The organism is Bordetella pseudohinzii (assembly GCF_000657795.2).
Taxonomy (GTDB): domain Bacteria; phylum Pseudomonadota; class Gammaproteobacteria; order Burkholderiales; family Burkholderiaceae_B; genus Bordetella; species Bordetella pseudohinzii.
This window is the reverse complement of the sequence record NZ_JHEP02000002.1, coordinates 403,226-429,391: the sequence shown is the minus strand read 5'-3', so window position 1 is coordinate 429,391 and position 26,166 is coordinate 403,226. Positions and strand designations below refer to the sequence as shown.

Below are 26,166 nucleotides of genomic sequence, written 5' to 3'. Positions count from 1 at the left end.
TTTACGACGTTGCTCCCGACAGACTTGCGTCCCCGAATACCGTGCGCCACAGGCCGCTGACCGCCTCGCGCTCGGCGCTCAATTCTTCGGGCGGCACCCGGGCGCGGTCTATGCCCTTCAGGCGCATCTGGTGTTGCACCCGGCGCAGGGTGCGATAGGCATCGCCGGCGGCCAGGCCCAGCTCGGCCGGGATGAGGCCGGCTTCGCCGGCCAGGCGCAAGAGCGCAATATTGCCCAGGTTGTTGACCAGCACCCGGTGGCTGCCGGCATGGCAGAGGACCAGGTACTGGGTGACGAACTCCACGTCCACCATGCCGCCGCGGTCATGCTTGAGATCGAAAAGCTCGCTGTGATTGGGATGGCCGGCGCTGATCTTGTCGCGCATGGCCAGCACCTCGGCGCGCAGGGCCTCGGTGTCGCGCGGCATGACGAGGATTTCGCCCCGGATGCGTTCGAAGGCCGCGCCGACCTCGGTGTCGCCCGCGGCGTAGCGCGCGCGCGTGAGAGCCTGGTGCTCCCAGGGCCAGGCATGCTTGCGCTGATATTGCTCGAAAGCCTCCAGCGAGACCGCCAGCAGGCCGGCGTCGCCGTCCGGGCGCAGCCGCAGGTCCACCTCATAGAGCCGGCCTGAGGACGTCATGGTCGACAGCCAGGATGTCATGCGCCGGCCCAGCTTGGCGTAGACCTCGGCGGCATCCTCGCGGTCATCCTGGAAGAGATAGACCAAGTCCAGGTCGGAAGCATAGCCGAGCTCTTTGCCGCCCAGCTTGCCGTAGGCAATGATGGCGAAATGCGGCTGCGCGTCGGGCTTGCGGTTGACCAGGGGCCAGACGCGGCGGATGGTTTCGGCCAGCAGCAGGTCGGCCAGCGCCGACAACTGGTCGGCCAGGGCCTCGACGGTCAGGCTGCCTTCCAGGTCCTGGGCCAGCAGCTGGAAGCTGGCCTGGCGCTGGACGTCGCGCATGAGATTCATCTGGCGTTCGACATCGGGGCTGCCGTCGGGCAGGCGGCAGGCGTCCAGGTCGGCGCCAAGCTGGCGGGCGATCTGCGCGAAATCCAGCGGCTCGAACAGCGTGCGCCAGTCGATCAGGCTGTCGAGCAGCAGCGGATGCTGGGTGAGGTATTGCGCCGCCCAGGGGCTGGCGGCCACCATGCGGGCCACGCGCGCCAGCGTGTCGGGGTATTCCGCCAGCAGGGCGAGATAGGCGCTGCGCTGGGCGATGGCCTCGATGAGGTCGAACAGACGGGTGGCGGCCTCCAGCGGCGCGCTGGTCTGCGAAGCGGCCTGCAAGGCGGCCGGCAGCAGCGCCTCCAGGCGCCGGCGGCTGCTGTCGGGCAGGCTGCGGATACGGTGGCTGGACAGCAAGGATTCGGTGCGGTTCAGGAGGTCTTCGGCCTGGTCGCCGAAGGCATCCTGGATCTGTTGGCCCAGCTGTTCCTCGGCGTTGGCCGGCCCGCGCCGCGGCGGTTCGTCTTCTTCGCCCATGCCAGCCAGGCGGAAGGCGTTGCGGAAAGTCTGCGACACGAATTCGCGGTGCCCGGCCAGGGTGTCTTCGAACTCGGCTGGCGCATAGCCCAGGGCGCGGGCCAGCGCGTCGCGCTGGGCGCGGTCGCCCGGCAGCAGATGGGTCTGCTCGTCTTCGCGGTATTGCAGGGCGTGTTCGGTGCGGCGCAGAAAGCGGTAGGCCGCCTCCAGGCGGGCGGCGTCTTCGGCCGGCAGCAGGCCGGCGTCGCGCTCGGCGTGCAAGGCCTCGATCAGGCCGCGCTTTTGCAGCGCGGGCATGCGCCCGCCGCGGATGAGCTGCGAGAGCTGCACCACGAATTCGATCTCGCGTATGCCGCCGTCGCCGAGCTTGATGTTGTTGGCGCTGTCCACGCCGTTGCGCGCCAGGGCGCGGCGCTGCCAGTCCTGGCGTATGCGTTCGCGTAGCGCGCGCAGCGCCGCCAGGGCGTCGAAATCGAAGTACTTGCGGTAGACAAAGGGCACGCGCAGGCTTTCGAGCTGCTGCGCCTGCAGGCGGCTGTCGCTGCCGGCAAATGCCTGGGCCGGCATCAGGCGCGCCTTGAGCCAGGCATAGCGCTCCCATTCGCGGCCCTGGCCGATCAGATAGTGCTCGAAAGCATCCAGGCTCCAGGCCAGCGGGCCGGCGTCGCCGTCGGGCCGCAGCCGCAGATCAGTGCGGAAGACCTGTCCGTTGGCGTCGGCCTCCGAGAGCACGGGCATCATGCGGCGCGTCAGGCGGCCGTAGAACTCATGATTGCTGATGCGCCGGGGGCCGTCGGTATCGCCCTCGTCGCCATAGAGCATGACAAGATCGATGTCCGAGGATACGTTCAGTTCGCGTCCGCCCAGCTTGCCCATGCCCACGATCAGCATTTCCTGCGGCGCGCCGCTGGCCTCGCGCGGCATGCCGTGCGCCTGCATGAGGTCGTCGGCCACGCTGCGATAGGCGGCCGAGACCGCCAGGTCGGCCAGGGTGGTCATGGCGCCGACGACTTCTTCGAGGTCTGCCTGTCCGCCCAGGTCGCGCACGATCAGCGACAGGAAAACCCGCTCGCGCAGCTTGCGCAGCACCGTCCGAGTTGTATCCACGGGTAACGTGGCGTCGCTGCCCGCCAGTTCGTGCATCCAGGCCTTCAGGCGCGCGGCGGTCAGCGGCTCGGCCGCGGCCTGTCCCAGCCAGGCGCTCAGATCGGGGTGGGCGTCCAGGCGGCGGCGCAGGTGGCCGGACCAGGCCAATGCCTGGTCGAAGGAAGAAGTTGGTGACGACATGGCGGTAGGTATGGGAAGACGGCGGGGCCGGTTTCAGGTATAAGGGGACGATACCCCAAGATGCGTCAATTGCCGATAGTCCCGTGCGTGTACCCACCAAAGTCCTTCGCTGGCTCTTCTGGGGCCTGTTGGCCCTGTATGGAGTGGCCGCCATCGGCTTTCTGGGGCTGCGCTACTGGGTGTTGCCGCGCGCCGACGAATGGCGCCCGCGCATTGAACAGTATGCCAGCCAGGCCCTGGGCGCGCGCGTCAATATCGATCATCTGAGCGCGGACTGGCGCGGCCTGAATCCCCGGCTCAAGCTAAGCGGCGTGCGCATCCATACCGCCGAGGACGCCGAGGCCGTCCTGACCGTGCCGGCCGTCAGCGCCGTGCTCGGCTGGCGCAGCGTGCTGCGCATGTCGCCGGCGCTGCTGACTCTCAGGGTCGATGGCGCCGATATCACGCTGCGCCGCGATGCCCAGGGCCTGATCTGGGTCGCCGGGCAGTCCTTCGATCCCAGCCAGCAGGACCGTCAGGACGACAGCCCTTTGCTTGCCTGGCTGGCGCGGCTGCGCGAAGTCACCTTCTACGACACGACGCTGCGGTGGCAGGACGAGGTCCGGCAGGTGCCCGAGATCGCCTTGAGCAGCCTGGACTTGCTGGTGCGCAACGGCAGTCTTTCGCATCGCTTTTCGCTGCGGGCGCGTCCGCCTCGCGAACTGGCCGCCAGCGTCATCGTGCGCGGCGAGTTCAACCGCAGCCTCTTTGCTTCCCAGCCGCACAACCCGGCCAGCTGGAGCGGCCAGATCTATGCCGAACTGGGCGATGCCGAGCCGCTGGCCTGGCGTCCCTGGCTGGACATTCCCCGGGTGCAGGGCCGGCTGGCCACGCGCGCCTGGCTGCAGATCGATCATGGCAAGCTGGCCGACTTCACGCTGGACGCCGTCACGCGCGGCCTGTCCTGGCAGGCCGGCGGCCCGGGCGAGGACAGTGTGGGCCTGGCCGCGCGCCGCCTGCGCTGGCGCGTGCAGGGCCTGCCCGGCGATCTGCTGCAACTGAGCGATCTGCCGCTGGCCAAGAGCCCGGATGGGGCTGGCATGAGCGTCAAGGCCTACGCCGAACAGGCCGGCGCGCATCTGCCCGAGCTGTTCGAGTTTCCGGATATCGCGGCCGACGAACTGGAGCTGGACACGCGCTTTGTCCGCCCGGACGGCCAGCCGCTGCGCATGGACCTGGCTCAGCTGCGCCTGGCCAATGACGATGTGGAATTGCGCCTCTATGGCACCTGGCGCGCCGAGGGCAAGTCCGCCGCCGGCACGGCCGATCTGCGCGGCGCGATCACGCGGGCCCGCATGAGCGCGATCCATCGCTATCTGCCGCTGGAGGTGAACCACGATGCGCGCGAGTGGCTGGCCATCGGTTTGCCGGCAGGCGATGTCCGCGACGCGGCGGTGACCATCCAGGGCGACCTGGACGATTTTCCTTTCGCCGCGCCGGGCGCCCAGGGGGCCTTCCGCATTGCCGGCCAGTTCAGCGACGCGACGGTCGATTACGCGCCCGCCCGCGCCGGCCGCAAGGCCTGGCCCAGGCTGGAGAAGCTGGGCGGCAGTTTCGCCGTGGACAAGGCCAGCCTGACGCTGGATTCGCCGGGCGGCGGCCAGGTGCCCACCGGGCCCGAGCAGGTGATTACCCTGGGGGCGGTCAGCGCGCGTATTCCCGATATGGAGCACAACGCCCGGCTCATCCTGGACGGCATGAGTTCCGGGCCGGTGCCGGCCTATCTGGCGCTGGCGGCCAATTCGCCGCTGGGCGGACTGCTGGACGAGGCCTTGAGCGAGTCCTCGGGCACCGGGGACTGGCACGTGCCGCTGAAGCTGGACGTGCCGCTGCTCAACGCCGATGACACGAAGGTCGAGGGGCAGGTGGTCTTTGCCGGCAACAGTTTCCAGTTCATGCCGGAAATCCCGGTGCTGGACCAGGTGCACGGCGCGCTGGATTTTTCAGAACGGGGTATCCACGTCAAGGACATCCGGGCCGAGTTCCTGGGCGGGCCGGCGCGCATCTGGGGCAAGATGGAAAAGGGCAGCGAGCCGCTGCAATTCGAGGGCACGCTGGCCGGCAATGCGCTGACCCAGCTCATCAATGCGCGCGCGATGAACCGTTTTTCGGGCAAGACCGCTTATCGCGGCCAGCTCAATTACCTGCGCGGCGGTTCAGTCGATATTTCCCTGCGCTCGGACCTGACGGGCCTGGCCATCGATATGCCGGCGCCGGTCGGCAAGAGCGCGGCGGCCGCATTGCCGCTCATGCTGCAATGGAGCCCCGCCACCGACGCCGGCAGCCGCGGCCGGCGCTGGCTGACCGGCAGCCTGGGCGACAACGTCAATGTGCTGCTGGAGCGCGATCCCGGCGACAAGTCCGGGACGTATTTTGCCCGCGGGGCGCTGGGCGTGAACCGCGCCGCGACCCTGCCCCGCCAGGGCCTGACGCTGGCCGCTTCGCTGCCCGAACTGGACTTGCAGGGCTGGGACGCGGTCCTCGAAGCGTTCGATCAGCCCGCCAACCCGGCCACGGCGCGCAAGAACGGCCAGCCCACGATGCCGGTGGTCAACCAGGTCAACCTGGCGACCGCGATCCTGCGCACCTCCAGCCTGAACCTCATCGACCTCAAGCTGTTTGCCCAGCGGCCCGCGCCGGCCCAGTGGCGCGTCGACATGGAGTCGCGCCAGGCGACCGGCACGCTGGAGTGGACCGAAGCCTCCGGCGCGATCGCCGGACATATCGTGGCGCGGCTCAAGCATCTTTCCCTGGGCGGCGCCAGCGACAGCAACAAGGCCGAGGACAGCCTGTCCTCGGGCAATGACCTCTCGGACATCCCCGGCATCGATCTGCAGGTGCAGAACTTCTCGCTGTACGACAAGCCCTTGGGCAGCCTGGCGTTGCTGGGGACCAATACCGCGCGCGGCCGTCTCTGGCGCCTGGACAAGCTGCAGATCGAGAATGCCGACGCCACGCTCAAGGCCACTGGCAATTGGCGCCTGGACAGCGATCAGCGCGGCCTGAGCGTGCAGGCCCAGGCGGACTTCAAGGACTTCGGCAAATTCCTGGACCGCATCGGACTCAAGCAGGTGATGGCCGCCGGCACGGGCAGCGCCGAGGCGGATTTCACCTGGCGCAATCTGCCATGGACCCATAACCCCGGCGACATCAGCGGCAGCGCCACGGTGAGCATCGACAAAGGGCGCTTCCTGAATGTCAATTCGCGCACGGCCCGGCTGCTGGAACTGCTGTCCTTCCAGTCGCTGCAGCGCCTGGCCAGGCTGGACTTCAATCCGGTCAATCTCCTGCGCGACGGCTTTCCCTTCGACACCGTGCGCGGCCAGATGTCGCTGGATGGCGGGGTGCTGAAGACCGAAGGCTATAAGGTGAACGGGCCCGTGGCGGCCATTGTGCTGGCGGGCAACACCAATATCATCAGCGAGCGCTGGGATCTCAAGGCCGTGGTGGTGCCCAATCTGGATGCCAGCGGGGCGGCCGTGGCGACCGCCGCGCTGGTCAATCCTCTGGTGGGTCTGGGCGCCTTTGTGACGCAATGGCTGCTCAAGCAGCCGCTGGCGCGCGCCATGACGCTGGAGTACAAGGTGTCCGGCTCCTGGGACGATCCCAAGGTGGAGCCGGTCGAACTCAGCGTGCCCACGCCTTCCCGCCAGACGTTGCCGGAATTCGATACCGGCCATTGAGGCGCGGAGGAACTCCGCGCCGCCGTGCTTACTTCTTCATCATGTCGAAGAATTCGGCATTGGTCTTGGTGGCGCGCATCTTGTCCACGATGAATTCCATGGATTGGATTTCGTCCATGTCGTGGATGAACTTGCGCAGCACCCAGACCTTCTGCAGCAGCTCGGGCTTGATCAGCAGCTCTTCGCGGCGGGTGCCCGACTTGTTCAGGTTGATCGCCGGGTAGACGCGCTTTTCGGCCAGGCGGCGCTCCAGGTGCACTTCGGAGTTGCCGGTGCCCTTGAATTCTTCATAGATGACTTCATCCATGCGGCTGCCGGTTTCGATCAGCGCCGTGCCCAGGATGGTGAGCGAGCCGCCTTCTTCGAGGTTGCGCGCCGCGCCGAAGAAGCGCTTGGGACGCTGCAGGGCGTTGGCGTCCACGCCGCCGGTCAGCACCTTGCCCGAGGCGGGCACCACGGTGTTGTAGGCGCGGGCCAGGCGGGTGATCGAGTCCAGCAGGATGACCACGTCTTTTTTCATCTCGACCAGGCGCTTGGCCTTCTCGATGACCATTTCGGCGACCTGCACGTGGCGCGTGGCCGGCTCGTCGAAGGTGGAGGCGACCACTTCGCCGCGCACGGTGCGCTGCATTTCGGTCACTTCTTCGGGGCGCTCATCGACCAGCAGGACGATCAGGACGGCATCCGGGTAGTTGGTGGTGATGGCATGCGCGATGTGCTGCATCATCACCGTCTTGCCCGACTTGGGCGGGGCGACGATCAGGCCGCGCTGGCCCTTGCCGATGGGGGCGAAGATATCGAGGATACGGCCGGTGAGGTTTTCTTCGCTCTTGATATCGCGTTCGAGGCGCATCACCTGGTTGGGGTGCAGCGGCGTCAGGTTCTCGAACATGATCCGGTGCTTGATGGTCTCGGGCGTGACGCCATTGACCTTGTCGACCTTGACCAGCGCGAAGTAGCGTTCGCCGTCCTTGGGCGTGCGGACTTCGCCTTCGATGGAATCGCCCGTATGCAGGTTGAAGCGTCGGATCTGGGACGGCGAGATATAGATGTCGTCGGTACTGGCCAGATACGAGGTCTCGGGCGAGCGCAGGAAACCGAAACCGTCGGGCAGGACTTCCAGGACGCCGTCGCCGAAGATCTGCTCGCCTTGCTTGGCGCGCCGCTTCATGATGGCGAACATCAACTCCTGCTTGCGCAGGCGGTTGGCGTTCTCGATTTCCAGGCCAGCGGCCATTTCCAGCAGCTGCGACACGTGCAGCGCCTTCAGTTCATTGAGGTGCATCGCGGTGAATGTGGGGGAGAGATATGAGATGGGATCTGGCGGCGAGCCTCGGACGGGCTCGCGCGGTACTCTTGGCGCGCCGCCGTGGGCGCCGCGCCGTCCGCTGCGCGTAGTTTACAACGCGCTGTCCAGAAATGCGGTGAGCTGGGACTTGGACAGGGCGCCGACCTTGGTCGCGGCGGCCTGGCCATCCTTAAAGAGCATGAGGGTAGGGATACCGCGGATACCGTACTTGGCGGCCGTGCCCTGGTTTTCGTCGACATTCAGCTTGGCCACGGTCAGGCGGCCGGCGTATTCGCTGGCGACTTCTTCCAGGATGGGGGCGATCATCTTGCAGGGACCGCACCAAGCCGCCCAGTAGTCGACCAGCACGGGTTGGTTGGACTTCAGCACATCGCCTTCAAAGCTGGCGTCGCTGACGTTCTTGATTTGCTCGCTCATGATGGGGATATCCGACGGAGGCCTTGGGCCAGAAACGGGGCCGGGGCCTTTGTTGTTTGTTAGAAGGATTAAAGCATACCACTGTCAATAACAACAGGGTTTGCCGGTTTTGTGTAGCATGATGCGGCGCGAGCGCCCTGGGCGGCTCGCTGTTTCGTCCATCCTACCGAATACCGGCCTGCTCAGGGCGTGCGCATCCCACCGAAAGCCGCGCCAGATATGGGCTTGTACGTAAAATGTAGGTTTTTTTCCACAGATGTTGGGGATAACTTGGCCACACCACGTTACACCGAAGCGTCGATCCGCGTTCTGAAGGGGCTGGAGCCTGTGCGCCAGCGCCCGGGTATGTACACCCGTACCGAAAACCCCCTGCATATCGTGCAGGAGGTCATCGACAACGCGGCCGACGAAGCACTGGCCGGCCACGGCAAGCAAATCCAGGTCACGCTGCACGCCGATGGCAGCCTTTCCGTCGAGGACGACGGCCGGGGCATCCCGGTCGGCTTGCACCCCGAAGAAAATGCGCCCGTCGTGGAGCTGGTTTTCACACGCCTGCACGCGGGCGGCAAGTTCGACAAGCAGGGCGGCGGCGCCTACGCCTTTTCCGGCGGCCTGCACGGCGTGGGCGTATCGGTGACCAATGCGCTGGCCAAGCGCCTGGAAGTCGTCGTCTGGCGCGACGGCGGGGGGCATCGCCTGGTGTTCTCCGGCGGCGACGTCATCGAGGCCTTGGCGCCCTATCCCGAGGGCGGCCGCAAGAAGTCCGGCACCCGGGTGCGGGTCTGGCCCGACCCCAAATATTTCGACAGCCCCAACATCCCCATGGGAGAACTCAGCCATCTGCTGCGCAGCAAGGCGGTGCTCCTGTCGGGCGTGAAGGTGGTGCTCGTCAATGAAAAGACGGGCGACAGCAAGACCTGGCAATACCAGGAAGGCTTGCGCGGCTATCTGTCCGAGGCCCTGGGCGACGCCGAGCTCATGGTGCCCTTTTTCGAAGGGGAGCAATACGCGGGCTCGGATCATGAAAGCTTTGCCGAAGGCGAGGGCGCGCAATGGGTCGTGGCCTGGACCGAAGACGGCAATGTCGTGCGCGAGTCCTATGTCAACCTGATTCCGACGCCGGCCGGCGGCACCCATGAGTCCGGGTTGCGCGAGGGGCTGTTCGGGGCCGTCAAGAGCTTTGCCGAACTGCACAGCCTGCTGCCCAAGGGCGTCAAGCTGCTGCCCGAGGACGTTTTTGCGCGCGCCAGCTTCGTGCTCTCGGCCAAGGTGCTGGACCCGCAATTCCAGGGCCAGATCAAGGAGCGCCTGAACAGCCGCGACGCGGTGCGCCTGGTGGGCGGCTTTGCCAAGAGCGCCCTGGATCTCTGGCTGCACAGCAATGTCGAATACGGCAAGAAGCTGGCCGAACTGGCCATCCGCCAGGCCCAGGCGCGAGCGCGCTCGGCCCAGAAGGTCGAGAAGCGCAAGAGTTCGGGCGTGGCGGTGCTGCCCGGCAAGCTGACCGATTGCGAGGCCAGCGATGCCAGCCGCACTGAAGTCTTTCTGGTCGAGGGCGATTCGGCCGGCGGCTCGGCCAAGATGGGGCGCGACAAGGAGTTCCAGGCCATCCTGCCGCTGCGCGGCAAGGTGCTCAATTCCTGGGAGGTGGATCGCGACCGCCTGTTCGCCAACAACGAAATCCACGATATTTCGGTGGCGATCGGCGTGGATCCGCACGGGCCCAATGACAGCCCCGACCTCTCCGGCCTGCGGTATGGCCGCATCTGCATCCTCTCGGACGCGGATGTGGACGGCTCGCATATCCAGGTCCTGCTGCTGACGCTGTTCTTCAAGCATTTCCCGCGTCTGGTCGAGGCCGGCCATGTCTATGTGGCCCGTCCCCCGCTGTATCGCCTGGATGTGCCGGCGCAAGGCAAGCGGCCGGCGCGCAAGATCTATTGCCTGGACGACGGCGAGCTGGAGGCCGCCCAGGACAAGCTGCGCAAGGAAGGCGTGCGCGAGGGCGCCTGGAGCGTCAGCCGCTTCAAGGGCCTGGGCGAAATGAATCCCGAGCAGCTCTGGGAAACCACCATGAACCCCGACACCCGGCGCCTGCTGCCGGTGGGGTATGGCGATCTGTCGCCGTCCGACACCACCCGCATGTTCGACATGCTGATGGGCAAGGGCGAGTCGGCCCAGCGGCGCGCCTGGATCGAAGAGAAGGGCAACCTGGCGGAGCTGGACATCTGATGAGCGAGGTCAAGACGGCCAGCCTCACCCTGGACCTGACGGTCCAGGACTACGAGGCTTTCATCACGCACGCGCATACGCGGCGCGAATTGAAGCGGCGGCGCCTGCGCAGCCATCTGCGTTTCGCGGGCATCATGATCGTCGGCCTGCTGCTGCTGATCGTGTCGCGCACGCGCGATGCCCAGGGCCATATGGATTGGGGCGCGGCCATGCCGACCTTTTTCCAGGCGGCCGTGGTGGCGGCCGTCGCGCTGGCGCTGCTGAGCCTGGGTTTTGAACGCCTGATCCCGGCCATGGCGCGCGCCAATGTCCGCCGCGCCCTCAAGCGCGATCCCGAAAACCCCTTCCTGGGCAAGCATCGCCTGGACTTCGGTCCCGAGGGCGTGGCCGACGCCGGCGAACGCGCCAGCGGCAGCCTGCCCTGGGACCTCGTGCGCGATGCCGAGGAAACCGCCGACTATCTCTTTCTTTTCATTGCTCCCACGCAAGGCGTCATCATTCCCAAGCGCGGCCAGCGCGAGGAAGACCTGCAGGCCGTGCGCGCCGAACTGCGCGCCCATGTGCCGCGCGCCCTGTTGAGCCATTGACAGAACACACACCATGACTGACAGCAATCAAGCGGGGCTGTTTGATCCCCCGTCCGACGGCGACGACGCCGCCATCACGCTGGGCCTGTATGCCGAGCAGGCCTATCTCGACTACGCCGTCTCGGTGGTGCGCGGCCGCGCGCTGCCCGATGTGGGCGATGGCCAGAAGCCCGTGCAGCGCCGCATCCTCTACGCCATGCAGGCCATGGGCCTGAACAGCGGCGCCAAGCCCGTGAAGTCGGCCCGCGTGGTCGGCGACGTGCTGGGCAAATACCATCCGCACGGCGACCAGGCCGCCTATGACGCCATGGTGCGCATGGCGCAGGACTTCTCCCTGCGCTATCCCCTGATCGACGGCCACGGCAATTTCGGCTCGCGCGATGGCGACAATGCCGCCGCCATGCGCTATACCGAAGCCCGCCTGACGCCGATTGCCCGCCTGCTGCTCGACGAGCTGGACGAAGGCACGGTCGATTTCGTGCCCAACTACGACGGCTCGCAGCAAGAGCCGCAGATGCTGCCGGCGCGCCTGCCGGTCATGCTGCTCAACGGCGCCTCGGGCATCGCCGTGGGCATGGCCACCGAGATTCCCTCGCACAACCTGCGCGAAGTGGCCCAGGCTTGCGTGGCCCTGATCCGCAATCCCAAGCTGGCCGACGAAGAGATCCGGCAGCTCATCCCGGGCCCGGATTTCGCCGGCGGCGGGCAGATCATCACGCCGGCGGCCGACATCGCCCAGATCTACGCCTCCGGGCGCGGTTCGCTCAAGGCGCGGGCGCGCTGGCAGTTCGAGGAAATGGCGCGCGGCCAGTGGCAGCTGGTGGTCCATGAGCTGCCGCCGGGCACCTCGTGCCAGAAAGTGCTCGAAGAAATCGAAGAGCTCACCAACCCCAAGGTCAAGGCCGGCAAGAAATCGCTCACGCCCGAGCAGCAGCAAAGCAAGGCCATGATGCTGGCGCTGCTGGACGCGGTGCGTGACGAGTCGGGCAAGGATGCGGCCGTGCGGCTGGTCTTCGAGCCCAAGACCTCGCGGGTGGACCGCGATGAGTTCGTCAATACCCTGCTGGCCCAGACCAGCATGGAAAGCAATGTGCCGATCAACCTGGTGTGCATCGGCACCGACAGCCGGCCGCGCCAGAAAGGCCTGCGCGACATCCTGGAAGAGTGGGTGGCCTTCCGCACCGAGACGGTGCTGCGCCGCACGCGCTACCGCCTGGACAAGGTCCTGGACCGCATCCACGTGCTCGAAGGCCGCATGGTGGTCTACCTCAATGTCGACGAGGTGATCCAGACTATCCGCGAATCCGACGAGCCCAGGCAGGCGCTGATGGCGCGCTTTGACCTGACCGAGCGCCAGGCCGAAGACATCCTGGAGATGCGCTTGCGCCAACTGGCGCGCCTGGAAGGCTTCAAGATCGAGCAGGAGCTTGCCGACAAGCGCGAAGAGCAGCTGCGCCTGCAAGACCTGCTGGACAATCCCAGCTCGCTCAAGCGCACGCTCATCAAGGAAATCGAGAGCGACGCCAAGCAGTATGGCGATGAGCGCCGCACCCTCATCGAAAGCGCCGAGCGCGCCGTACTCGAAACCAAGGTGGTCGATGAACCGGTGACCGTCATCGTCTCGCGCAATGGCTGGCTGCGCGCCCGCCAGGGCCATGGCCATGACGCCAGCCAGTTCAGCTTCAAGCAGGGCGATGATCTGTATGGCGCCTTCGAATGCCGCACCACCGATACGCTGATCGCCCTGGGCGACAACGGGCGCGTGTATTCGGTGGCGGTCGCCGGCCTGCCGTCGGCGCGCGGCGATGGCCAGCCCGTGACCACCATGATCGATCTCGAGGCGGGCACGCGCATCGTGCATACGGTGGCCGCCGCGCCCGACAGCCGCTGGCTGCTGGCCACGCAGAGCGGTTATGGCTTCGCCACCCGTTTGTCGGACATGAGCAGCCGCCAGCGCGCGGGCAAGCAGTTCGTCACGCTCGAAAAGGGCGATGCCCTGCTGCGGCCGGTGCCGCTGTTCGAGGGCGCGAATCAGCTGGCCCTGCTGTCTTCCAAGGGCAAGCTGCTGGTCTTCGGCCTGGATGAACTCAAGAGCCTGTCGGGCGGCGGGCGCGGCACCATCCTCATGGGCCTGGACGCCAACGACCGCCTGGATCAGGCCGTGCCCATCGGCGCCGGCGGCCTGCGCGCCGCGGGCATCTACCGCAACAAGCCCACCGAGGACGTTCTCGTGGGCGCCACGCTCGCACCCTATGTTGGCAAGCGCGCCCGCAAGGGGCGCGCGCTGGATGTGCGTCCCAAGCAGCCCTTGCTCTCGCCTGTGCTGTAGACCCGCGGGGGCCTCGGCCCCCGCGCTTTGCCGGCCATCGCATGACGTCTTCCCGCCTGCCGCAACTCGATGCCCTGCGCGGACTCGCGCTGCTGGGCATCGTCGTGGTCAATTACCAGGTGTTCGCCCTGCCTTATCTCGGCTCGGGCCTGGCCGATCCCCACTTCGATCGGCCGATCGACCGGGCGGTGCAGATGCTGGTCGCCCTGTTGTTCGAGACCAAGTTCTACCTGCTGTTCGCCTTTCTGTTCGGCTATAGCTTCACGCTGCAGTTCGAGGCCGCGCATCGGGCCGGCGCCGATCCTGTCAAGCGCCTGCGCCGCCGCTTCCTGGGTTTGATGCTGCTGGGCCTGGCCCACGCCTTGCTCCTCTACCAGGGCGATATTCTGCTGGCCTATGGCCTGATCGGCCTGCTGTTGCTGCGTTGGCGGCATTGGACGCCCAGGCGCGCGCTGTTCACGGCCCTGGGCCTGATCGCGCTCGGGGCAGGCTTCTGGCTGGCGGTTGGCTTGCTGGCCGTCGATGAGCCTTGGACTGGCGAGGCGCTGCTGGCGCAGCAGGCCGACATCCTTGCCGCCGTGGCGGCCTATCGGGGCAGCGTCGCCCAGGTGATCGCCCAGCATTGGAACGACTTGACCGGCGAAGTCTGGATCATGGTGTTCGGCGTGCAGGGCCCCAATGTGCTGGCCATGTTTCTGGCCGGCATGGCCCTGGGCAAGCGTCAGGCCCTGGCCGCGGCGCCCTCGGCCGTTCTGCGAGGACTGGCCTGGCTGGCCTTGCCCGTCGGGCTGGCCGGCTCGGCGCTTTATGCCCTGAGTACCGAGCCGCCCTGGTCACCGGCCTGGAGCCTGGCCGGGCTGGGCCTGGGATTGTTCACCGCGCCCTTGCAGACGCTGGGCTATGGCGCGCTCTTTCTGCTGGCCTGTCGCCGCTGGCCGGCCCTGCAGGCCTGCCTGGCGCCGGCGGGCCGCATGGCGCTGTCCAACTATCTGCTGCAGTCGCTGGCCGGCGCCTGGCTGTTCACCGCCTGGGGCCTGGGCGGGATGGGCGAGGTGTCGCCGGCCGCGACGCTGGGACTGGCCGTGGCGGTTTTCGCCATCCAGCTGCCCTTGTCGGCCTGGTGGCTGCGCGGCCATGCCTATGGTCCGGTGGAATGGGGCCTGCGCGCGCTGACTTTGTGGCGCAGGCCCGCCTGGCGGGTGGCGGACTAGGCCATCCGCGCCTTGCCGGCCGGCGCGCGGCGGCCCTGGCGCCACCAGATGGCCGCCAGGATGAGCAGCGCCGGCACATAGAACCAGAACTCCGACCAGCGAGCCGGATTGGGCGTCTTGATTTCCACGATGTCCCAGCCCTGTTCCCAGCCCGAGCGCCGCGCGGCGCTGCCGAAGCGCACGTTGGAGACCTGGACCTGGTCGCCCAGGGCCATGAAACTCAGGCCGGCGTCGGCCAGCCGCTTGCGCCCGGCCGCCTCGCCCGTGAGCGTTTCGGTCTCCGGCAGCGCGGGCAGAGCCACCGCCACGGTCTTGGTCAGCTCGTCGCCTTCGATATTCACCCCCCGCACCGTGGCGATCAGGCGCGCGCCGTCAGGCAGCTCCGCCGCCGTGCGCAGCAGCGTTTGCGCGCTCTGGTTCTGGTGCGGCTCGGCCAGGTGGTTCATGAACCAGTCGGGCCGGAACAGCATGAAGGTCGCCAGCAGCAAGGCCAGGACTTCCAGCGCCGTGCAGCGCTCGCGGAACCAGGCCATGGTGGCGGCCGCGAAGGTCAGCGAGGCCAGCGTGGCGCCGGCGACCACCATGGCCAGTTCCCAGCCGTAGTTGACGTCGATCAGCAGCAGGGCCGGATTGAAGACGAACATGAAGGGCAGCACGGCGGTGCGCATGGCATAGGTCACGCCCTGGATGCCGGTCTTGATCGGATCCGCGCCGGAGATGGCCGCGGCGGCGAAGGTGGCCAGGCCGACCGGCGGCGTGATGTCGGCCATGATGCCGTAGTAGAAGACGAACATGTGCACGGCGATCAGCGGGATGACCAGGCCGCTTTGCGCGCCCAGCTCGACCACGACCGGCGCCATCAGCGTGGCCATGAGGATGTAGTTCGCCGTCGTGGGCATGCCCAGGCCCAAGATCAGGCAGACGATGGCCGTGAAGATCAGCATGAGCAGGACATTGCCCATGGAAACCAGTTCGACGAAAGCCGTCATGCGCAGGCCCAGGCCGGTGAGCGTGATCGCGCCCACGATCAGGCCGGCCGTGCCGCAGGCAATCGCGATGCCTATCATGTTGCGCGCGCCGTCCTGCAGGCCTGTCAGCGCATCATGCCAACCCTGGCGCCAGCCCGGGCCGGCGGGTTGGCCGCGGAACCAGGCGATGATGGGGCGCTGGGTGACCATCTGCGCCAGCATGGCCAGGGCCGCCCAGAAGGCCGACAGGCCGGCCGAGAGCTCTTCCACGCTCAAGCACCACACGAGGATGCCGATGGGAATGAGGAAGTGCAGGCCGGCCCTGACGGTGGGCCAGGGCTGGGGCCGCACGGGATGTTCGATGTCGATGTCCTGCGGCAGGTCGGGATGGCGGGCCGCCACGCGCAGCAGCCAGACATAGAGCAGGGCCAGCAAGGCCAGCAGTATCCAGATCGCGGCCGCGCCGGCCAGCGCCTGCACGCCGGTGCCTATCCAATAGACCGCGCCCATGACGATCAGCGTGCCGCTGATGCCCATGCCCCAGCCGGCCAGCTTCTGCAGCGGCGTGCGCGCCTGGCCGGCCGACATCATGGGCTGTATGCCCAGCTTGAGCGCTTCCAGGTGGACGATGTAGAACAGCGCGATATACGAGATCGAGGCCGGCAGGATGGCGTGGCGGATGATGTCCGTGTAGGGGATGCCGACGTATTCGATCATCAGGAAGGCCGCCGCGCCCATGACCGGCGGCATGATCTGCCCATTGACGGAGGAGGCGGTTTCGATGGCCCCGGCGCGCACCGCGCCGTAGCCGGCCTTGCGCATCAGCGGGATGGTGAAGATGCCGCCGGTGACCACATTGGCCACCGAGGAGGCCGACACCAGGCCGTTGACGGCGGAGGACACCACGGCCACCTTGGCCGGCCCGCCGCGCAGATGCCCGAGCAGGGCGAAGGAGACCTGCATCATGTAGTTGCCGGCGCCGCACTTGTCCAGCAAGGAGCCCAGCAGCACAAAGATGAAGATATACGAGACCGAAACGCCCAGCGCCACCCCGAAGACGCCTTCGGTGGTCAGCCACATATGCGACATCAGGCGCTCGATCGACGCGCCCCGGTGCGCCAGCACATCGGGCATCCAGGGCCCGAGCAGGACATAGGCCACGAACACCGCGCCCAACACCGTCATCGGCAGGCCCAGGGCGCGCCGGGTGACTTCCAGCAGCAAAAGCAGGCCCGCCACCGCCGAGGCCACGTCCAGCGGCGTGGGCTGTCCGGGGCGGTCGGCCAGCTCTTTGTAGAAGAGATAGAGGTAGGCGCCGCAGAAGCCGGCCGCGAGGGCCAGCAGCCAGTCATACCAGGGCATGTGGTCGCGCGCGGCGCGCTTGCTGGCCGGGTAGGCCAGATAGCCCAGGAACATCGCGATGCCCAGGTGCAGGGCCCGGGCCTCGGTATCGTTGAAAATGCCCCAGTTCAGGGCGAAAGGCAGCGGCGAGGCATACCAAAGTTGGAACAGCGACCAGAGCAGCGCGCCGGCGGCCAGTACCGCGCCGGCCAGGCCGCCCGCGTGGCGGCCCCCCCTGTCGGCCTCGGCCACCATCTGTTCGAGATCGGCCGTGGTGGAGTGTTGAGTCATGGACTTCCCCTACTTGTCTTGGCGCGCAGCGCGCGCTGATCGCGCCCGTTGCCGGGCGCGGGCACCGCATCAGAGCAGGCCTTTTTCCTTGAAGTACTTTTCAGCGCCCGGATGCAAAGGCGCGGACAGGCCGTTCTTGACCATGTCTTCCTTCTTCAGGTTGGCGAAGGCCGGGTGAAGTTTCTTGAAGTCTTCGAAGTTGTCGAACACCGCCTTGACCACGAGATAGACAGTCTCCTGCGGCACATCGGCCGAGGTCACGAAGGTGGCCGTCACGCCATAGGTCTTGGTTTCCTGGGGATTGTTGGGATAGAGCCCCGCGGGGATGGTGGCGTGGGCGTAATAGGGATACTTGGCCACCAGTTTGTCGACCGCCGGGCCGGTCAGCGACACCAGTTTGGCGCCGCAGCTGGTGGTGGGGTCCTGGATATTGGCCGAGGGATGGCCCACGCCGTAGAAGAAGCCGTCTATCTTGCCGTCGCACAGCGCCGAACCATGCTCGTCGGGGCGCAGTTCAGAGGCCAGCGAGAAATCCTTCAGGGTCCAGCCCATGGAGGACAGCAGCTCTTCCATCGAGGCGCGCGTGCCCGAACCGGGGTTGCCCACGTTGAAGCGCTTGCCCTTGAAGTCCTCGAACTTGCCGATGTTGGCTTCCTTGCGGGCCACCACGGTGAAAGGCTCGGGATGGATGGAGAAGACCGAGCGCAGCTTGGGGAAGGCGCCGGCCTGCTTGAACTGGCCTTCGCCGTGATAGGCGTTATAGCCCACGTCGGATTGCACTACGCCCAGGTCCAGTTCGCCGGCCTTGATGGTGTTGGCGTTGAAGACAGAGCCGCCCGTGGACTCCACCGAGCAGCGGATGCCATGTGAGGAGCGGTCTTTGTTGACCAGGCGGCAGATGGCGCCGCCCGCGGCATAGTAGACGCCGGTGACGCCGCCCGTGCCGATACTGACGAACTTCTGTTGCGCCGAGGCGGGCGTGCTCGTGGCAAGGGCGATGGCCAGGCCCGCGGCCGCCAGCGCCCAGCGATTGCCCAAAGTGTGTTTGGCGTTCATGCAAACTCCTTTTGGGGGTATTTCCCCGTGATAGGCCGGTCTGCGCCGGCGGATGGCGCATTGCCCGCGAGCAATACGCCTTTGATGAAAGCGTTATGGCTAGCCGCGCGCGGTGGCGGCGTCGATGGCGCCGCGCAGGCGGTCGGTCAGTTGATCGAGTTCGTCATCGCTGATGATGAAGGGCGGGGCGATCAGGACGTGGTCGCCCTGGCGGCCGTCTATGGTGCCGCCCATCGGGTAGACCATGAGCCCGCGGGCCATGGCCTCGCGCTTGACGCGCGCGTGCACGGCCAGCGCCGGATCGAAGACCGTCTTGCTGGCGCGGTCGGCCACCAGCTCCACGCCCAGGAAGAGGCCGCGTCCGCGGATATCGCCGACATGGGGGTGTTCGCCCAGCGCCGCGCGCAGGCGCTGCATCAATCCTTCGCCTTGCTGGCGCACGCGCGCCAGCAAGCGGTCGCGCTCGATGACTTCCTGCACGGCCAGGGAGGCGGCGCAGGCCACGGCGTGGCCCAGATAGGTGTGCCCGTGCTGGAAAAAACCGCTGCCGGCGCGCATGGCCTCGACAATGCGGCCCTGCGCCATGACGGCGCCGATGGGCTGGTAGCCCCCGCCCAGGCCCTTGGCGATGGTGATGAGGTCCGGCGTGACGCCCTCTTGCTCGACGGCGTATAGCGTGCCCGTGCGGCCCATGCCGCACATGACCTCGTCGGCGATGAAGAGCACGCCATGGCGGTCGCACACGGCGCGGATCTTGCGGAAATACCCCGGCACCGCGGTGAGGGCGCCGGCCGTGGCGCCCACGACGGGCTCGGCCACGAAAGCCATGACCGTCGCCGGGCCCAGGGCCTGGAAGGTCGCCTCCAGCTCGGCGGCCAGCCGGTCCGTGTACTGGTCGTCGCTTTCGCCCGGCAATTGATCGCGATAGGCATAGCAGGGCGATACATGGCTGACGTCGATCAGCAGCGGCGCGAACTGCGCGCGGCGCCAGGCATTGCCGCCCACGGCCAGGGCGCCCAGCGTATTGCCGTGATAACTCTGGCGGCGCGCCACGATATGGCGGCGCTCGGGCTGGCCGATCTCCACGAAATACTGGCGCGCCATCTTCAGGGCCGCTTCGACCGCCTCCGAGCCGCCCGAAACGAAATAGGCATGGCTGGTGCCCTCCGGCGCGCTGGCGACCAGGCGGTCGGCCAGGCGTTCCGCCACCTCGGTGGTGAAAAAGCCGGTATGGGCATAGGAGATGGCATCGATCTGGGCGTGCATGGCGGCCTGCACGTCGGGGTGGTTGTGCCCCAGGCAGGAAACGGCCGCGCCGCCCGAACCGTCGATATAGGAACGGCCCTCGCTGTCATAGACCCACACGCCCGAGCCGCGGGTTGCCACGGGCGGCGTCTGGCGCAGGGAGCGATGCATGACATGGGTGTTGCTCATGGTGAGATATCCAAAATGGCGAAAGGGAGTTCAGGCCGCGGGCGCGCGGCGCGGCGCGGTCCAATAGACCTCGTCCTCGCTCAAGCGCGCCTCGACTTCGGCCAGGCGGCTGAGCACGGCCTGCCCGCCCAGGGCGGCCAGGCGCGCGATCAGGTGTTCGGCCAGGCCTAGCAGGCCGGCGGTGGTATGGAAAAAGGAGCCCGGCCCCTGGTGGGAGGCCTCGACGTCGGCGCGGTCCGGCGGGCTGAAGCACAGGGCATGGCGCGCGCCCACGGCCAGCGGCGAAAGCGGGTCGTCGGTCAAGGCCACCAGCGCCACGCCGCGCGCGGCGGCCTGGCGGGCCAGGCGGACCGAGGCCGCGGGGTAGGGGGCCTGGGAAATGACCACCAGGGCGTCGCCTTCCTGCAGCGTGTCGGCATCCTCGGCCGCGGTGCCTCCCAGGCCGTCGATCAGCACACTGTTGCGCCGCACGAGCTGGAAGGCATAGCGCATCTGGTAGGCGATGCCGAAGGCCGAGCGCGTGCCCAGAAAACCCACCTGGCGCGCGGCCAGCAATGTGCGGGCCGTGGCATCGAAGCTGTCCGTCGGATTGAGGGTGCACACCGACTGCATGGCGGCGATCTGGTATTGGGTCAGCACGGCATGGCCGCCCTGGGAGGCGGCCGCCTGCAGGGCAGCCGCGCGATCATGGAAGTCGCCGCGCGCGCGGCCGGCCAGCACCTGCTGAAAGGGCTTGCGAAAGGCCTCATAGCTGTCATAGCCGGCCGCCCGCGCCAGGCGCAGCATGGTGGCGGGCGCCACGCCCAGGTTCTGGGCCTGGCGCCGCATGGACCACAGGCCCACTTCGGCGGGGTGGGCAACCACCCAGCGCGCGGCGCGCTGCAGCTCCGGCGGCAGTTGTTCGATGCGCGCCTGCAAGGCTTCGATCAGGTCGCTGGGCAGGGTGGGGATCAAGACAGGCGCTCCAAAAAAACAGATGATATATCTGCGATCAAAGAAAAAACATATGTTTTATCAGACCTGGGGAAAGCGCTAATAAACACGTCCCCATTTGTTACGATTGCCCGGGCAAGCCCCTGAGAAAACGGCATTTTTTGTCATCTTCATCAAATCGGTGTTCATTTAATTACATCGTGCAGGGAATTTTGGTTTGACTTGAATCGCATCGGTCCATATCATTCGTATAGAAATTAATTTTCGAACCACAGACATGAACAGCGTCAGCACGACGGAACCCTCACAGCAGTACGACCTGCGCATCCTGCGCGCCCTGCGCCGCATCACGCGCTCGATCGCCCTGCATTCGCGTCAGCTCGCCGCGGTCAGCCACATCACTGCGCCGCAGCTGATGTGCCTGCGCACGGTTATCCGCAACGGCCCGATGACGGCCACCGCGATCAGCCGCGAAATCCATGTCAGCCCGAGCACGGTGGTCGGCATCCTCGACCGCCTGGAAGACAAGGGGCTGGTCCGCCGCGAGCGCGGCCGCGAGGACCGCCGCATCGTGTTTGTCACCGCCACCGACGCCGGCCGCACGCTGGCGTCCCAGGCGCCTTCGCCCTTGCAGAAGCATCTGGCGGACGCGCTCAATGCGCTGCCCGAACTGGAGCAGGCCACGATCACGCTCTCGCTGGAGCGCATCGTGGCCCTGATGGAAGAGGAGGGACATGTGGCCGACGCCCATGGTGACCCTGCCTCACCCATTCTGGAGGTCCCGACGGGCGGCGCGCCGCCTGAATCGGGGTTGGTTGTATGAGAAATATCGAAACACAGACACTCGCTACGTTTTCCCCTCACACGGCCGCGCCCGGCGCGGCCCCTCAAGCACAGAGCCATCAGATGCGGGCCCCGCGCCTGGCCGATGGCCCTGCCATCCACCGGCTGATCGCAGACTGCCCGCCGCTGGACCTCAATTCGCTCTATGCCTATCTGCTCCTGTGCGAGCATCACAGCGCCACCTGCGTGGTGGCCGAGAGCGCCGGCGGGCGCATCGATGGGTTTATCTCCGCATATCAGCCGCCGACCCGGCCTGACGTCTTGTTCGTCTGGCAGGTCGCGGTGCATGAAAGCGCGCGTGGCCAGAAACTGGCCCGCGCCATGCTGAACGCGCTGCTGCGACGCGACGCGCTCAGTCAGGTTCGCCATCTCGAAACCACCGTGGGGCCTGACAACCAGGCCTCGCGCCGTACCTTCGCCGGCTTGGCCGCCGAATTGGGCGCCCACATCTCCGAACAGCCGTATTTCGACCGGCAGGTGTTTGGCGGTGCGGACCATGACGACGAGATGTTGTTGAAGATAGGGCCGTTTGCGCCGGTGCCCCACTAAGCCTTAGCGGGGCAGGGGCCGCGCGGTCCTGCAACACCTCTGGATGCTTGTCCAGCCGGTCCCGCAAGGGGGCGGCCTGGGACTTGTCGTCCCTCAACTACAGATAGGGAGGATCACATGGATTTGAAGATTTTTGACCGGATGGAGTCCGAAGTGCGCGGCTACATCCGGTCCTTTCCGGTGATATTCAGCCAGGCTCGCGGGTCTTTGCTGATAGATGAAGAAGGCCGTGAGTACATCGACTTCTTCAGTGGCGCAGGCACGCTCAACTACGGCCACAACAATCCCGTCTTCAAGGAAAAACTGCTGGAGTACCTGGCCGCCGACGGCGTGGTGCACGGCCTGGACATGGCCACCAGCGCGAAAAAGCGCTTTCTCGAGACTTTCGAGCGTGTGCTGCTCAAGCCGCGCAACTGGAAGTACACCCTGCAGTTCACCGGCCCCACCGGCACCAACGCGGTGGAAGCGGCGCTGAAGATCGCGCGCCAGGTCAAGGGTCGCCCCAACATCATTTCCTTCACCCACGGTTTTCATGGCGTCAGCGGCGGTTCGCTGTCGGCCACCGCCAACGTGAAATTCCGCGACGCCGCCGGCTATGCATTGGCCAATACCACGTTCATGCCCTATGACGGGTATTTCGGGCCCGACGTCGACACCATCGCTTATCTGGAGCGCATGCTGGAAGACCCCAGCAGCGGCCTGGACAAACCCGCCGGCGTGATTGTCGAGACGGTGCAGGGCGAGGGTGGTGTCAATGTCGCCACGCTGCGCTGGCTCAAGGAGCTGGAAAAGCTGTGCCGCCGGCATGACATGCTGCTCATCGTCGATGACATCCAGGTGGGTTGCGGCCGCACCGGCAGCTTCTTCAGCTTTGAGTCGGCCGGTATCCGCCCCGACATCATCACCCTGTCCAAGTCGCTTTCCGGCTTCGGGCTGCCCATGTCGCTGGTGCTGATGAAGCCCGAGCTCGACATCTGGAAGCCGGGCGCGCATAGCGGCACCTTCCGCGGCAACAACCTCGCTTTCGTGACGGCCGCCGAGGCGCTGGATACCTACTGGGCCAGCGATGCCTTCTCCAACGAGGTGCAGCGCAAGGAGCGCGTCGTGCGCGACTGGCTCGAGAACCTGGCGCACAGCTATCCCAACGCCGGCCTGGCCGTGCGCGGCCGCGGCCTGATCCAGGGGCTGGTGGCCACCACCACCCCGGAACTGGCCAACGAGATCGCCCGCAAGGCCTTCGAGCGCGGCGTGGTGATCGAGACCTCGGGCGCGCATGACGAAGTGCTCAAGCTGCTGCCCGCCCTGACCATCGAGGATGAGCTTCTCGCCCGCGGCCTGGATGTGATCGAGGCCAGCGTCGCCGAAGCCCTGGGCCAGAAGCAGTCCTCGGCCCGTGTTCTCAATTTTGGAGGTAAACGCTAATGATCGTCCGCAACGTCAAAGATGTGATCGGAACCCCCGACGAAGTGCGCACCGATACCTGGATGAGCCGCCGCGTGCTGCTCAAGAAGGACAACATGGGTTTCTCGTTCCACGAGACCACCATTTTCCCGGGAACCCGCACCCATATCCACTACAAGAACCATCTTGAAGCGGTGTGGTGCATCGAGGGCGATGGCTCTATCGAGACGATCGCCGACGGCAAGCGCTACGAACTGGGACCGGGCGTGGTCTACGCCCTGAACGAGCACGACGAACACTGGCTGTGCGGCGGCAAGGAGCCGCTGCGCGTGATCTGCGTGTTCAACCCGCCGCTGACCGGCCAGGAAGTGCATGACGCCGACGGCGTCTATGCCTTGCCCGAGGCCGAGGCGGCCTGAACGATAGGAGGCTGACGATGATTTCCACTGCGCAGGACCCGTATGCGTCGCGGACAGACCGCGCCGCAGCCATCATCGCGCGTCAGGATCCGGTGGTCTATGGCGGGGGCAGCTATGCCGACGCGCTGACATCCGAGCAACTGCAGTCATACGAGAACGACGGCTTTCTCCTGATGGAGAACCTCTTCTCGGCCGAAGAAGTGGCCGCGCTGCTGGCCGAGGTCGAACGCATGACGCGCGACCCCGCCATCGTGCGGCGCGAAGAGGCCATCACCGAGCCGGGCAGCAATGCCGTGCGCTCCATCTTCATGGTGCATGTGCTCAGTCCCATCCTGGCCCGCCTGTCGCGCGACCCTCGCGTGGCCAATGTGGCGCGCCAGATCCTGGGTTCCGAGGTCTATATCCATCAGTCGCGCGCCAATATGAAGCCGGGCTTCAAGGGCAAGGAGTTCTATTGGCACTCCGACTTCGAGACCTGGCACGTCGAGGACGGCATGCCCGCCATGCGCGCCCTGAGCTGCTCGGTGCTGCTGTCGGACAACAACGAAACCAATGGCCCCCTGATGCTGGTGCCCGGTTCGCACCGACAGTTCATTTCCTGCGTGGGCGAGACCCCGCGCGAGCACTACAAGCACTCGCTCAAAAAGCAGGAATATGGCGTGCCCGACCCGGTGAGCCTGCAATTGCTGGCCGAGCAGGGCGGCATACGCACCATGATGGCGCCGGCCGGATCGGTGGTGTTCTTCGACTGCAACACCATGCACGGCTCGAACAGCAATATCTCGCCGTGGCCGAGATCCAATGTCTTCATGGTCTACAACAGCATGGAGAACACGCTCAATCCGCCCAAGTACGGGCTGGATCCCCGGCCCGAGCATATCGCCACGCGCAAGGCCTTCAAGGCCGTCACGCCGCTGGACGCGCTCAAGCTGGTCGAGCGATGAGCTAGGCGCCGTGGGTGTGAGGGCCCGCGGTGACATTGCCCCGGCGCGCCGCGCCGGGGCTTTTTTTCGTCGCAACGTGTGCGCTGGTACCATGAATCAGGCCGCTCTGGCTCCATGACCCTCTGGTATGCTTGCCCGGTCAATTCGCCGGTCCGTCAGCCATCATGTCGCTTACTGTTCGCAGCCTGCATATCTATCCCATCAAGTCATGCCATGGCATCGACCTTGCCCACAGCCGGGTGGATCGCGCCGGCCTGGCCCATGACCGCCGCTGGATGATCGTGACCGCGGCGGGTCAGTTCATGACGCAACGCCAATGGCCGCGCATGGCGCTTATCCATACGGCGCTGACCGACTCCGCCCTGCATCTGAGCGCGCCCGACATGGACGATATCGAGGTGCCGTTGGATGGCAGCCAGTTGGCCGAAACGCTGGAAACCGTGGAGGTCTGGCGCGATATGGTGCCGGCCCGCGCCGAAAGCGCCGCGCTCGCCGATTGGCTGAGCCGCTTCCTGGGCGAGCCTTGCCGGCTCATGAAGGTGGACCGCGAGGCCCGGCGTCCGGCGCGCGAAGAGTGGGTCTCGCGCTGGCGCGAGCGCCATCCCGAGGCGGCGGACGCTTTCGATGGCGACCATTTCTTTGGCTTTGCCGACGGCTTCCCGCTATTGGTGGCCAACCAGGCGTCGCTGGACGACCTGAACCAGCGCCTGGCCGCCAAGGGCGTCGAGCCCGTGCCCATGGATCGTTTCCGTCCGAACATCGTGCTCGAAGGCGAGGATTGGGCCGCCTTCGAAGAAGACGCGACCGTCACTGTGGATTTCGGCCATATGCGCGTGGCCCTGGTCAAGCCCTGCACCCGCTGCAGCGTCCCGGACGTCGACCAGTCGACCGCCGTGCCCCGGCAGGAGCCGGGCCTGACGCTGGCGGCTTACCGCCAGCTGGAGATCGGCGTCGTCTTCGGCCAGAACGGCATCGTGGACACGCGGGGCGGGGCGACGCTGCGCGTGGGCGACAGCGCCGAGGTCGAACTGGATTTTTGAGGCCTCAGCCGCTGGCCAGCTTCAGGCCGATCAGGCCCGCGACGATAAGCAGCACGCTGACCACGCGCAGGCCGCTCAGGGCTTCGCCAAACAGCACGATGCCGGCCACGAAGGCGCCGATGGTGCCGATGCCGACCCAGACGGCGTAAGCGGTGCCCAGCGGCAGGCTTTTCATGGCGGTGGCCAGCAGCCAGAAGCTCACGATCATGCCCGCCACCGTGATGACGGAGGGCCATAGGCGCGTGAAACCGTGGGTGTATTTGAGACCGACCGCCCAAACGACTTCAAAGAGGCCGGCGAGGACGAGGATGATCCAGGTCATGGTGATGCTCCCTGTTGCTTGGCTGGCAGGCAAGGCGGCCAGGCC

General features: G+C 66.6%; 19 protein-coding genes. 11 read left to right on the top strand and 8 right to left on the bottom strand.

The window, feature by feature from the left end; all coding sequences use genetic code 11:
- Position 1: 1 nt before the first annotated feature.
- Complete coding sequence (glnE, locus tag L540_RS04165) at positions 2-2,773, bottom strand: bifunctional [glutamate--ammonia ligase]-adenylyl-L-tyrosine phosphorylase/[glutamate--ammonia-ligase] adenylyltransferase (protein WP_043212352.1); 2,772 nt, start codon at positions 2,771-2,773, stop codon at positions 2-4.
- A gap of 83 nt (positions 2,774-2,856) precedes the next feature.
- On the opposite strand from glnE, the gene L540_RS04160 reads away from it, so the two are divergent.
- A complete protein-coding gene (locus L540_RS04160) occupies positions 2,857-6,495 on the top strand; it encodes a YhdP family protein (protein WP_043212354.1) in 3,639 nt (1,212 codons plus the stop codon).
- A gap of 28 nt (positions 6,496-6,523) precedes the next feature.
- Here the strand turns inward: L540_RS04160 and rho are convergent, their stop codons facing one another.
- Entirely contained in the window at positions 6,524-7,780 is a 1,257-nt protein-coding gene (gene rho / locus L540_RS04155) for a transcription termination factor Rho (RefSeq protein ID WP_029578874.1), read from the bottom strand.
- Between the two features lie 114 nt (positions 7,781-7,894).
- Positions 7,895-8,221: a thioredoxin TrxA gene (trxA, locus tag L540_RS04150; RefSeq protein ID WP_043212357.1), complete on the bottom strand. Its 327-nt coding sequence runs from the start codon at positions 8,219-8,221 to the stop codon at positions 7,895-7,897.
- A 219-nt stretch (positions 8,222-8,440) separates the two neighbouring features.
- Here trxA and parE point away from each other — a divergent pair, with 219 nt between their 5' ends.
- Genes parE through L540_RS04130 form a run of 4 tightly spaced genes read left to right on the top strand, consistent with a single transcriptional unit; the run spans position 8,441 to position 14,580 of the window.
- Positions 8,441-10,453 (top strand): DNA topoisomerase IV subunit B, encoded by a 2,013-nt coding sequence (gene parE / locus L540_RS04145; protein ID WP_048025846.1) that lies wholly within the window; start codon positions 8,441-8,443, stop codon positions 10,451-10,453.
- Positions 10,453-11,040, top strand: a complete 588-nt coding sequence (locus L540_RS04140; protein WP_043212361.1) for a YcxB family protein — start codon at positions 10,453-10,455, stop codon at positions 11,038-11,040. Before parE ends, L540_RS04140 begins: the two co-directional genes overlap by 1 nt.
- Before the next feature lie 13 nt (positions 11,041-11,053).
- Complete coding sequence (parC, locus tag L540_RS04135) at positions 11,054-13,369, top strand: DNA topoisomerase IV subunit A (RefSeq protein ID WP_043212363.1); 2,316 nt, start codon at positions 11,054-11,056, stop codon at positions 13,367-13,369.
- A gap of 41 nt (positions 13,370-13,410) precedes the next feature.
- On the top strand, positions 13,411-14,580 hold the full coding sequence (locus tag L540_RS04130; RefSeq protein ID WP_043212365.1) for a DUF418 domain-containing protein: 1,170 nt from the start codon (positions 13,411-13,413) through the stop codon (positions 14,578-14,580).
- On the opposite strand, the gene L540_RS04125 is transcribed toward L540_RS04130, so the two are convergent.
- From L540_RS04125 to L540_RS04110, 4 genes are all read right to left on the bottom strand, one after another.
- Positions 14,577-17,180, bottom strand: coding sequence for a TRAP transporter permease (locus L540_RS04125; protein WP_043212368.1), 2,604 nt, complete (start codon positions 17,178-17,180; stop codon positions 14,577-14,579). The genes L540_RS04130 and L540_RS04125 overlap by 4 nt on opposite strands.
- Positions 17,181-17,249: 69 nt before the next feature.
- On the bottom strand, positions 17,250-18,236 hold the full coding sequence (locus L540_RS04120) for a TAXI family TRAP transporter solute-binding subunit (protein WP_043212370.1): 987 nt from the start codon (positions 18,234-18,236) through the stop codon (positions 17,250-17,252).
- A gap of 99 nt (positions 18,237-18,335) precedes the next feature.
- Positions 18,336-19,670, bottom strand: coding sequence for an aspartate aminotransferase family protein (locus tag L540_RS04115; RefSeq protein WP_043212372.1), 1,335 nt, complete (start codon positions 19,668-19,670; stop codon positions 18,336-18,338).
- A 30-nt stretch (positions 19,671-19,700) separates the two neighbouring features.
- Positions 19,701-20,678, bottom strand: coding sequence for a MurR/RpiR family transcriptional regulator (locus tag L540_RS04110; protein ID WP_372432962.1), 978 nt, complete (start codon positions 20,676-20,678; stop codon positions 19,701-19,703).
- A gap of 202 nt (positions 20,679-20,880) precedes the next feature.
- On the opposite strand from L540_RS04110, the gene L540_RS04105 reads away from it, so the two are divergent.
- The 6 genes from L540_RS04105 to L540_RS04080 all read left to right on the top strand — a co-directional run bounded on the left by L540_RS04105 (position 20,881) and on the right by L540_RS04080 (position 25,799).
- Positions 20,881-21,426 (top strand): MarR family winged helix-turn-helix transcriptional regulator, encoded by a 546-nt coding sequence (locus L540_RS04105; RefSeq protein WP_043212373.1) that lies wholly within the window; start codon positions 20,881-20,883, stop codon positions 21,424-21,426.
- Positions 21,423-21,995, top strand: coding sequence for a diaminobutyrate acetyltransferase (gene ectA, locus L540_RS04100; protein WP_043212375.1), 573 nt, complete (start codon positions 21,423-21,425; stop codon positions 21,993-21,995). Before L540_RS04105 ends, ectA begins: the two co-directional genes overlap by 4 nt.
- 117 nt (positions 21,996-22,112) lie before the next feature.
- Positions 22,113-23,417 (top strand): diaminobutyrate--2-oxoglutarate transaminase, encoded by a 1,305-nt coding sequence (gene ectB / locus L540_RS04095; protein ID WP_043212377.1) that lies wholly within the window; start codon positions 22,113-22,115, stop codon positions 23,415-23,417.
- Positions 23,417-23,815 (top strand): ectoine synthase, encoded by a 399-nt coding sequence (locus tag L540_RS04090; protein WP_029578861.1) that lies wholly within the window; start codon positions 23,417-23,419, stop codon positions 23,813-23,815. Before ectB ends, L540_RS04090 begins: the two co-directional genes overlap by 1 nt.
- A gap of 17 nt (positions 23,816-23,832) precedes the next feature.
- Complete coding sequence (thpD, locus tag L540_RS04085; protein WP_043212379.1) at positions 23,833-24,759, top strand: ectoine hydroxylase; 927 nt, start codon at positions 23,833-23,835, stop codon at positions 24,757-24,759.
- A 164-nt stretch (positions 24,760-24,923) separates the two neighbouring features.
- Positions 24,924-25,799 carry an MOSC domain-containing protein gene (locus L540_RS04080; RefSeq protein WP_043212381.1) on the top strand — a complete coding sequence of 292 codons (876 nt, stop codon included), beginning with the start codon at positions 24,924-24,926 and terminating at the stop codon, positions 25,797-25,799.
- Between the two features lie 4 nt (positions 25,800-25,803).
- On the opposite strand, the gene sugE is transcribed toward L540_RS04080, so the two are convergent.
- Complete coding sequence (gene sugE / locus L540_RS04075; protein ID WP_043212383.1) at positions 25,804-26,121, bottom strand: quaternary ammonium compound efflux SMR transporter SugE; 318 nt, start codon at positions 26,119-26,121, stop codon at positions 25,804-25,806.
- Positions 26,122-26,166 lie beyond the last annotated feature (45 nt).

Coding starts and splice junctions, on each gene's coding strand:
- glnE (WP_043212352.1), bottom strand. CDS start 2,773: ATGTCGTCACCAACTTCTTCCTTCGACCAGGCATTGGCCTGGTCCGGC.
- rho (WP_029578874.1), bottom strand. CDS start 7,780: ATGCACCTCAATGAACTGAAGGCGCTGCACGTGTCGCAGCTGCTGGAA.
- trxA (WP_043212357.1), bottom strand. CDS start 8,221: ATGAGCGAGCAAATCAAGAACGTCAGCGACGCCAGCTTTGAAGGCGAT.
- parE (WP_048025846.1), top strand. CDS start 8,441: ATGGGCTTGTACGTAAAATGTAGGTTTTTTTCCACAGATGTTGGGGAT.
- L540_RS04140 (WP_043212361.1), top strand. CDS start 10,453: ATGAGCGAGGTCAAGACGGCCAGCCTCACCCTGGACCTGACGGTCCAG.
- parC (WP_043212363.1), top strand. CDS start 11,054: ATGACTGACAGCAATCAAGCGGGGCTGTTTGATCCCCCGTCCGACGGC.
- L540_RS04130 (WP_043212365.1), top strand. CDS start 13,411: ATGACGTCTTCCCGCCTGCCGCAACTCGATGCCCTGCGCGGACTCGCG.
- L540_RS04125 (WP_043212368.1), bottom strand. CDS start 17,180: ATGACTCAACACTCCACCACGGCCGATCTCGAACAGATGGTGGCCGAG.
- L540_RS04120 (WP_043212370.1), bottom strand. CDS start 18,236: ATGAACGCCAAACACACTTTGGGCAATCGCTGGGCGCTGGCGGCCGCG.
- L540_RS04115 (WP_043212372.1), bottom strand. CDS start 19,670: ATGAGCAACACCCATGTCATGCATCGCTCCCTGCGCCAGACGCCGCCC.
- L540_RS04105 (WP_043212373.1), top strand. CDS start 20,881: ATGAACAGCGTCAGCACGACGGAACCCTCACAGCAGTACGACCTGCGC.
- ectA (WP_043212375.1), top strand. CDS start 21,423: ATGAGAAATATCGAAACACAGACACTCGCTACGTTTTCCCCTCACACG.
- ectB (WP_043212377.1), top strand. CDS start 22,113: ATGGATTTGAAGATTTTTGACCGGATGGAGTCCGAAGTGCGCGGCTAC.
- L540_RS04090 (WP_029578861.1), top strand. CDS start 23,417: ATGATCGTCCGCAACGTCAAAGATGTGATCGGAACCCCCGACGAAGTG.
- thpD (WP_043212379.1), top strand. CDS start 23,833: ATGATTTCCACTGCGCAGGACCCGTATGCGTCGCGGACAGACCGCGCC.
- L540_RS04080 (WP_043212381.1), top strand. CDS start 24,924: ATGTCGCTTACTGTTCGCAGCCTGCATATCTATCCCATCAAGTCATGC.
- sugE (WP_043212383.1), bottom strand. CDS start 26,121: ATGACCTGGATCATCCTCGTCCTCGCCGGCCTCTTTGAAGTCGTTTGG.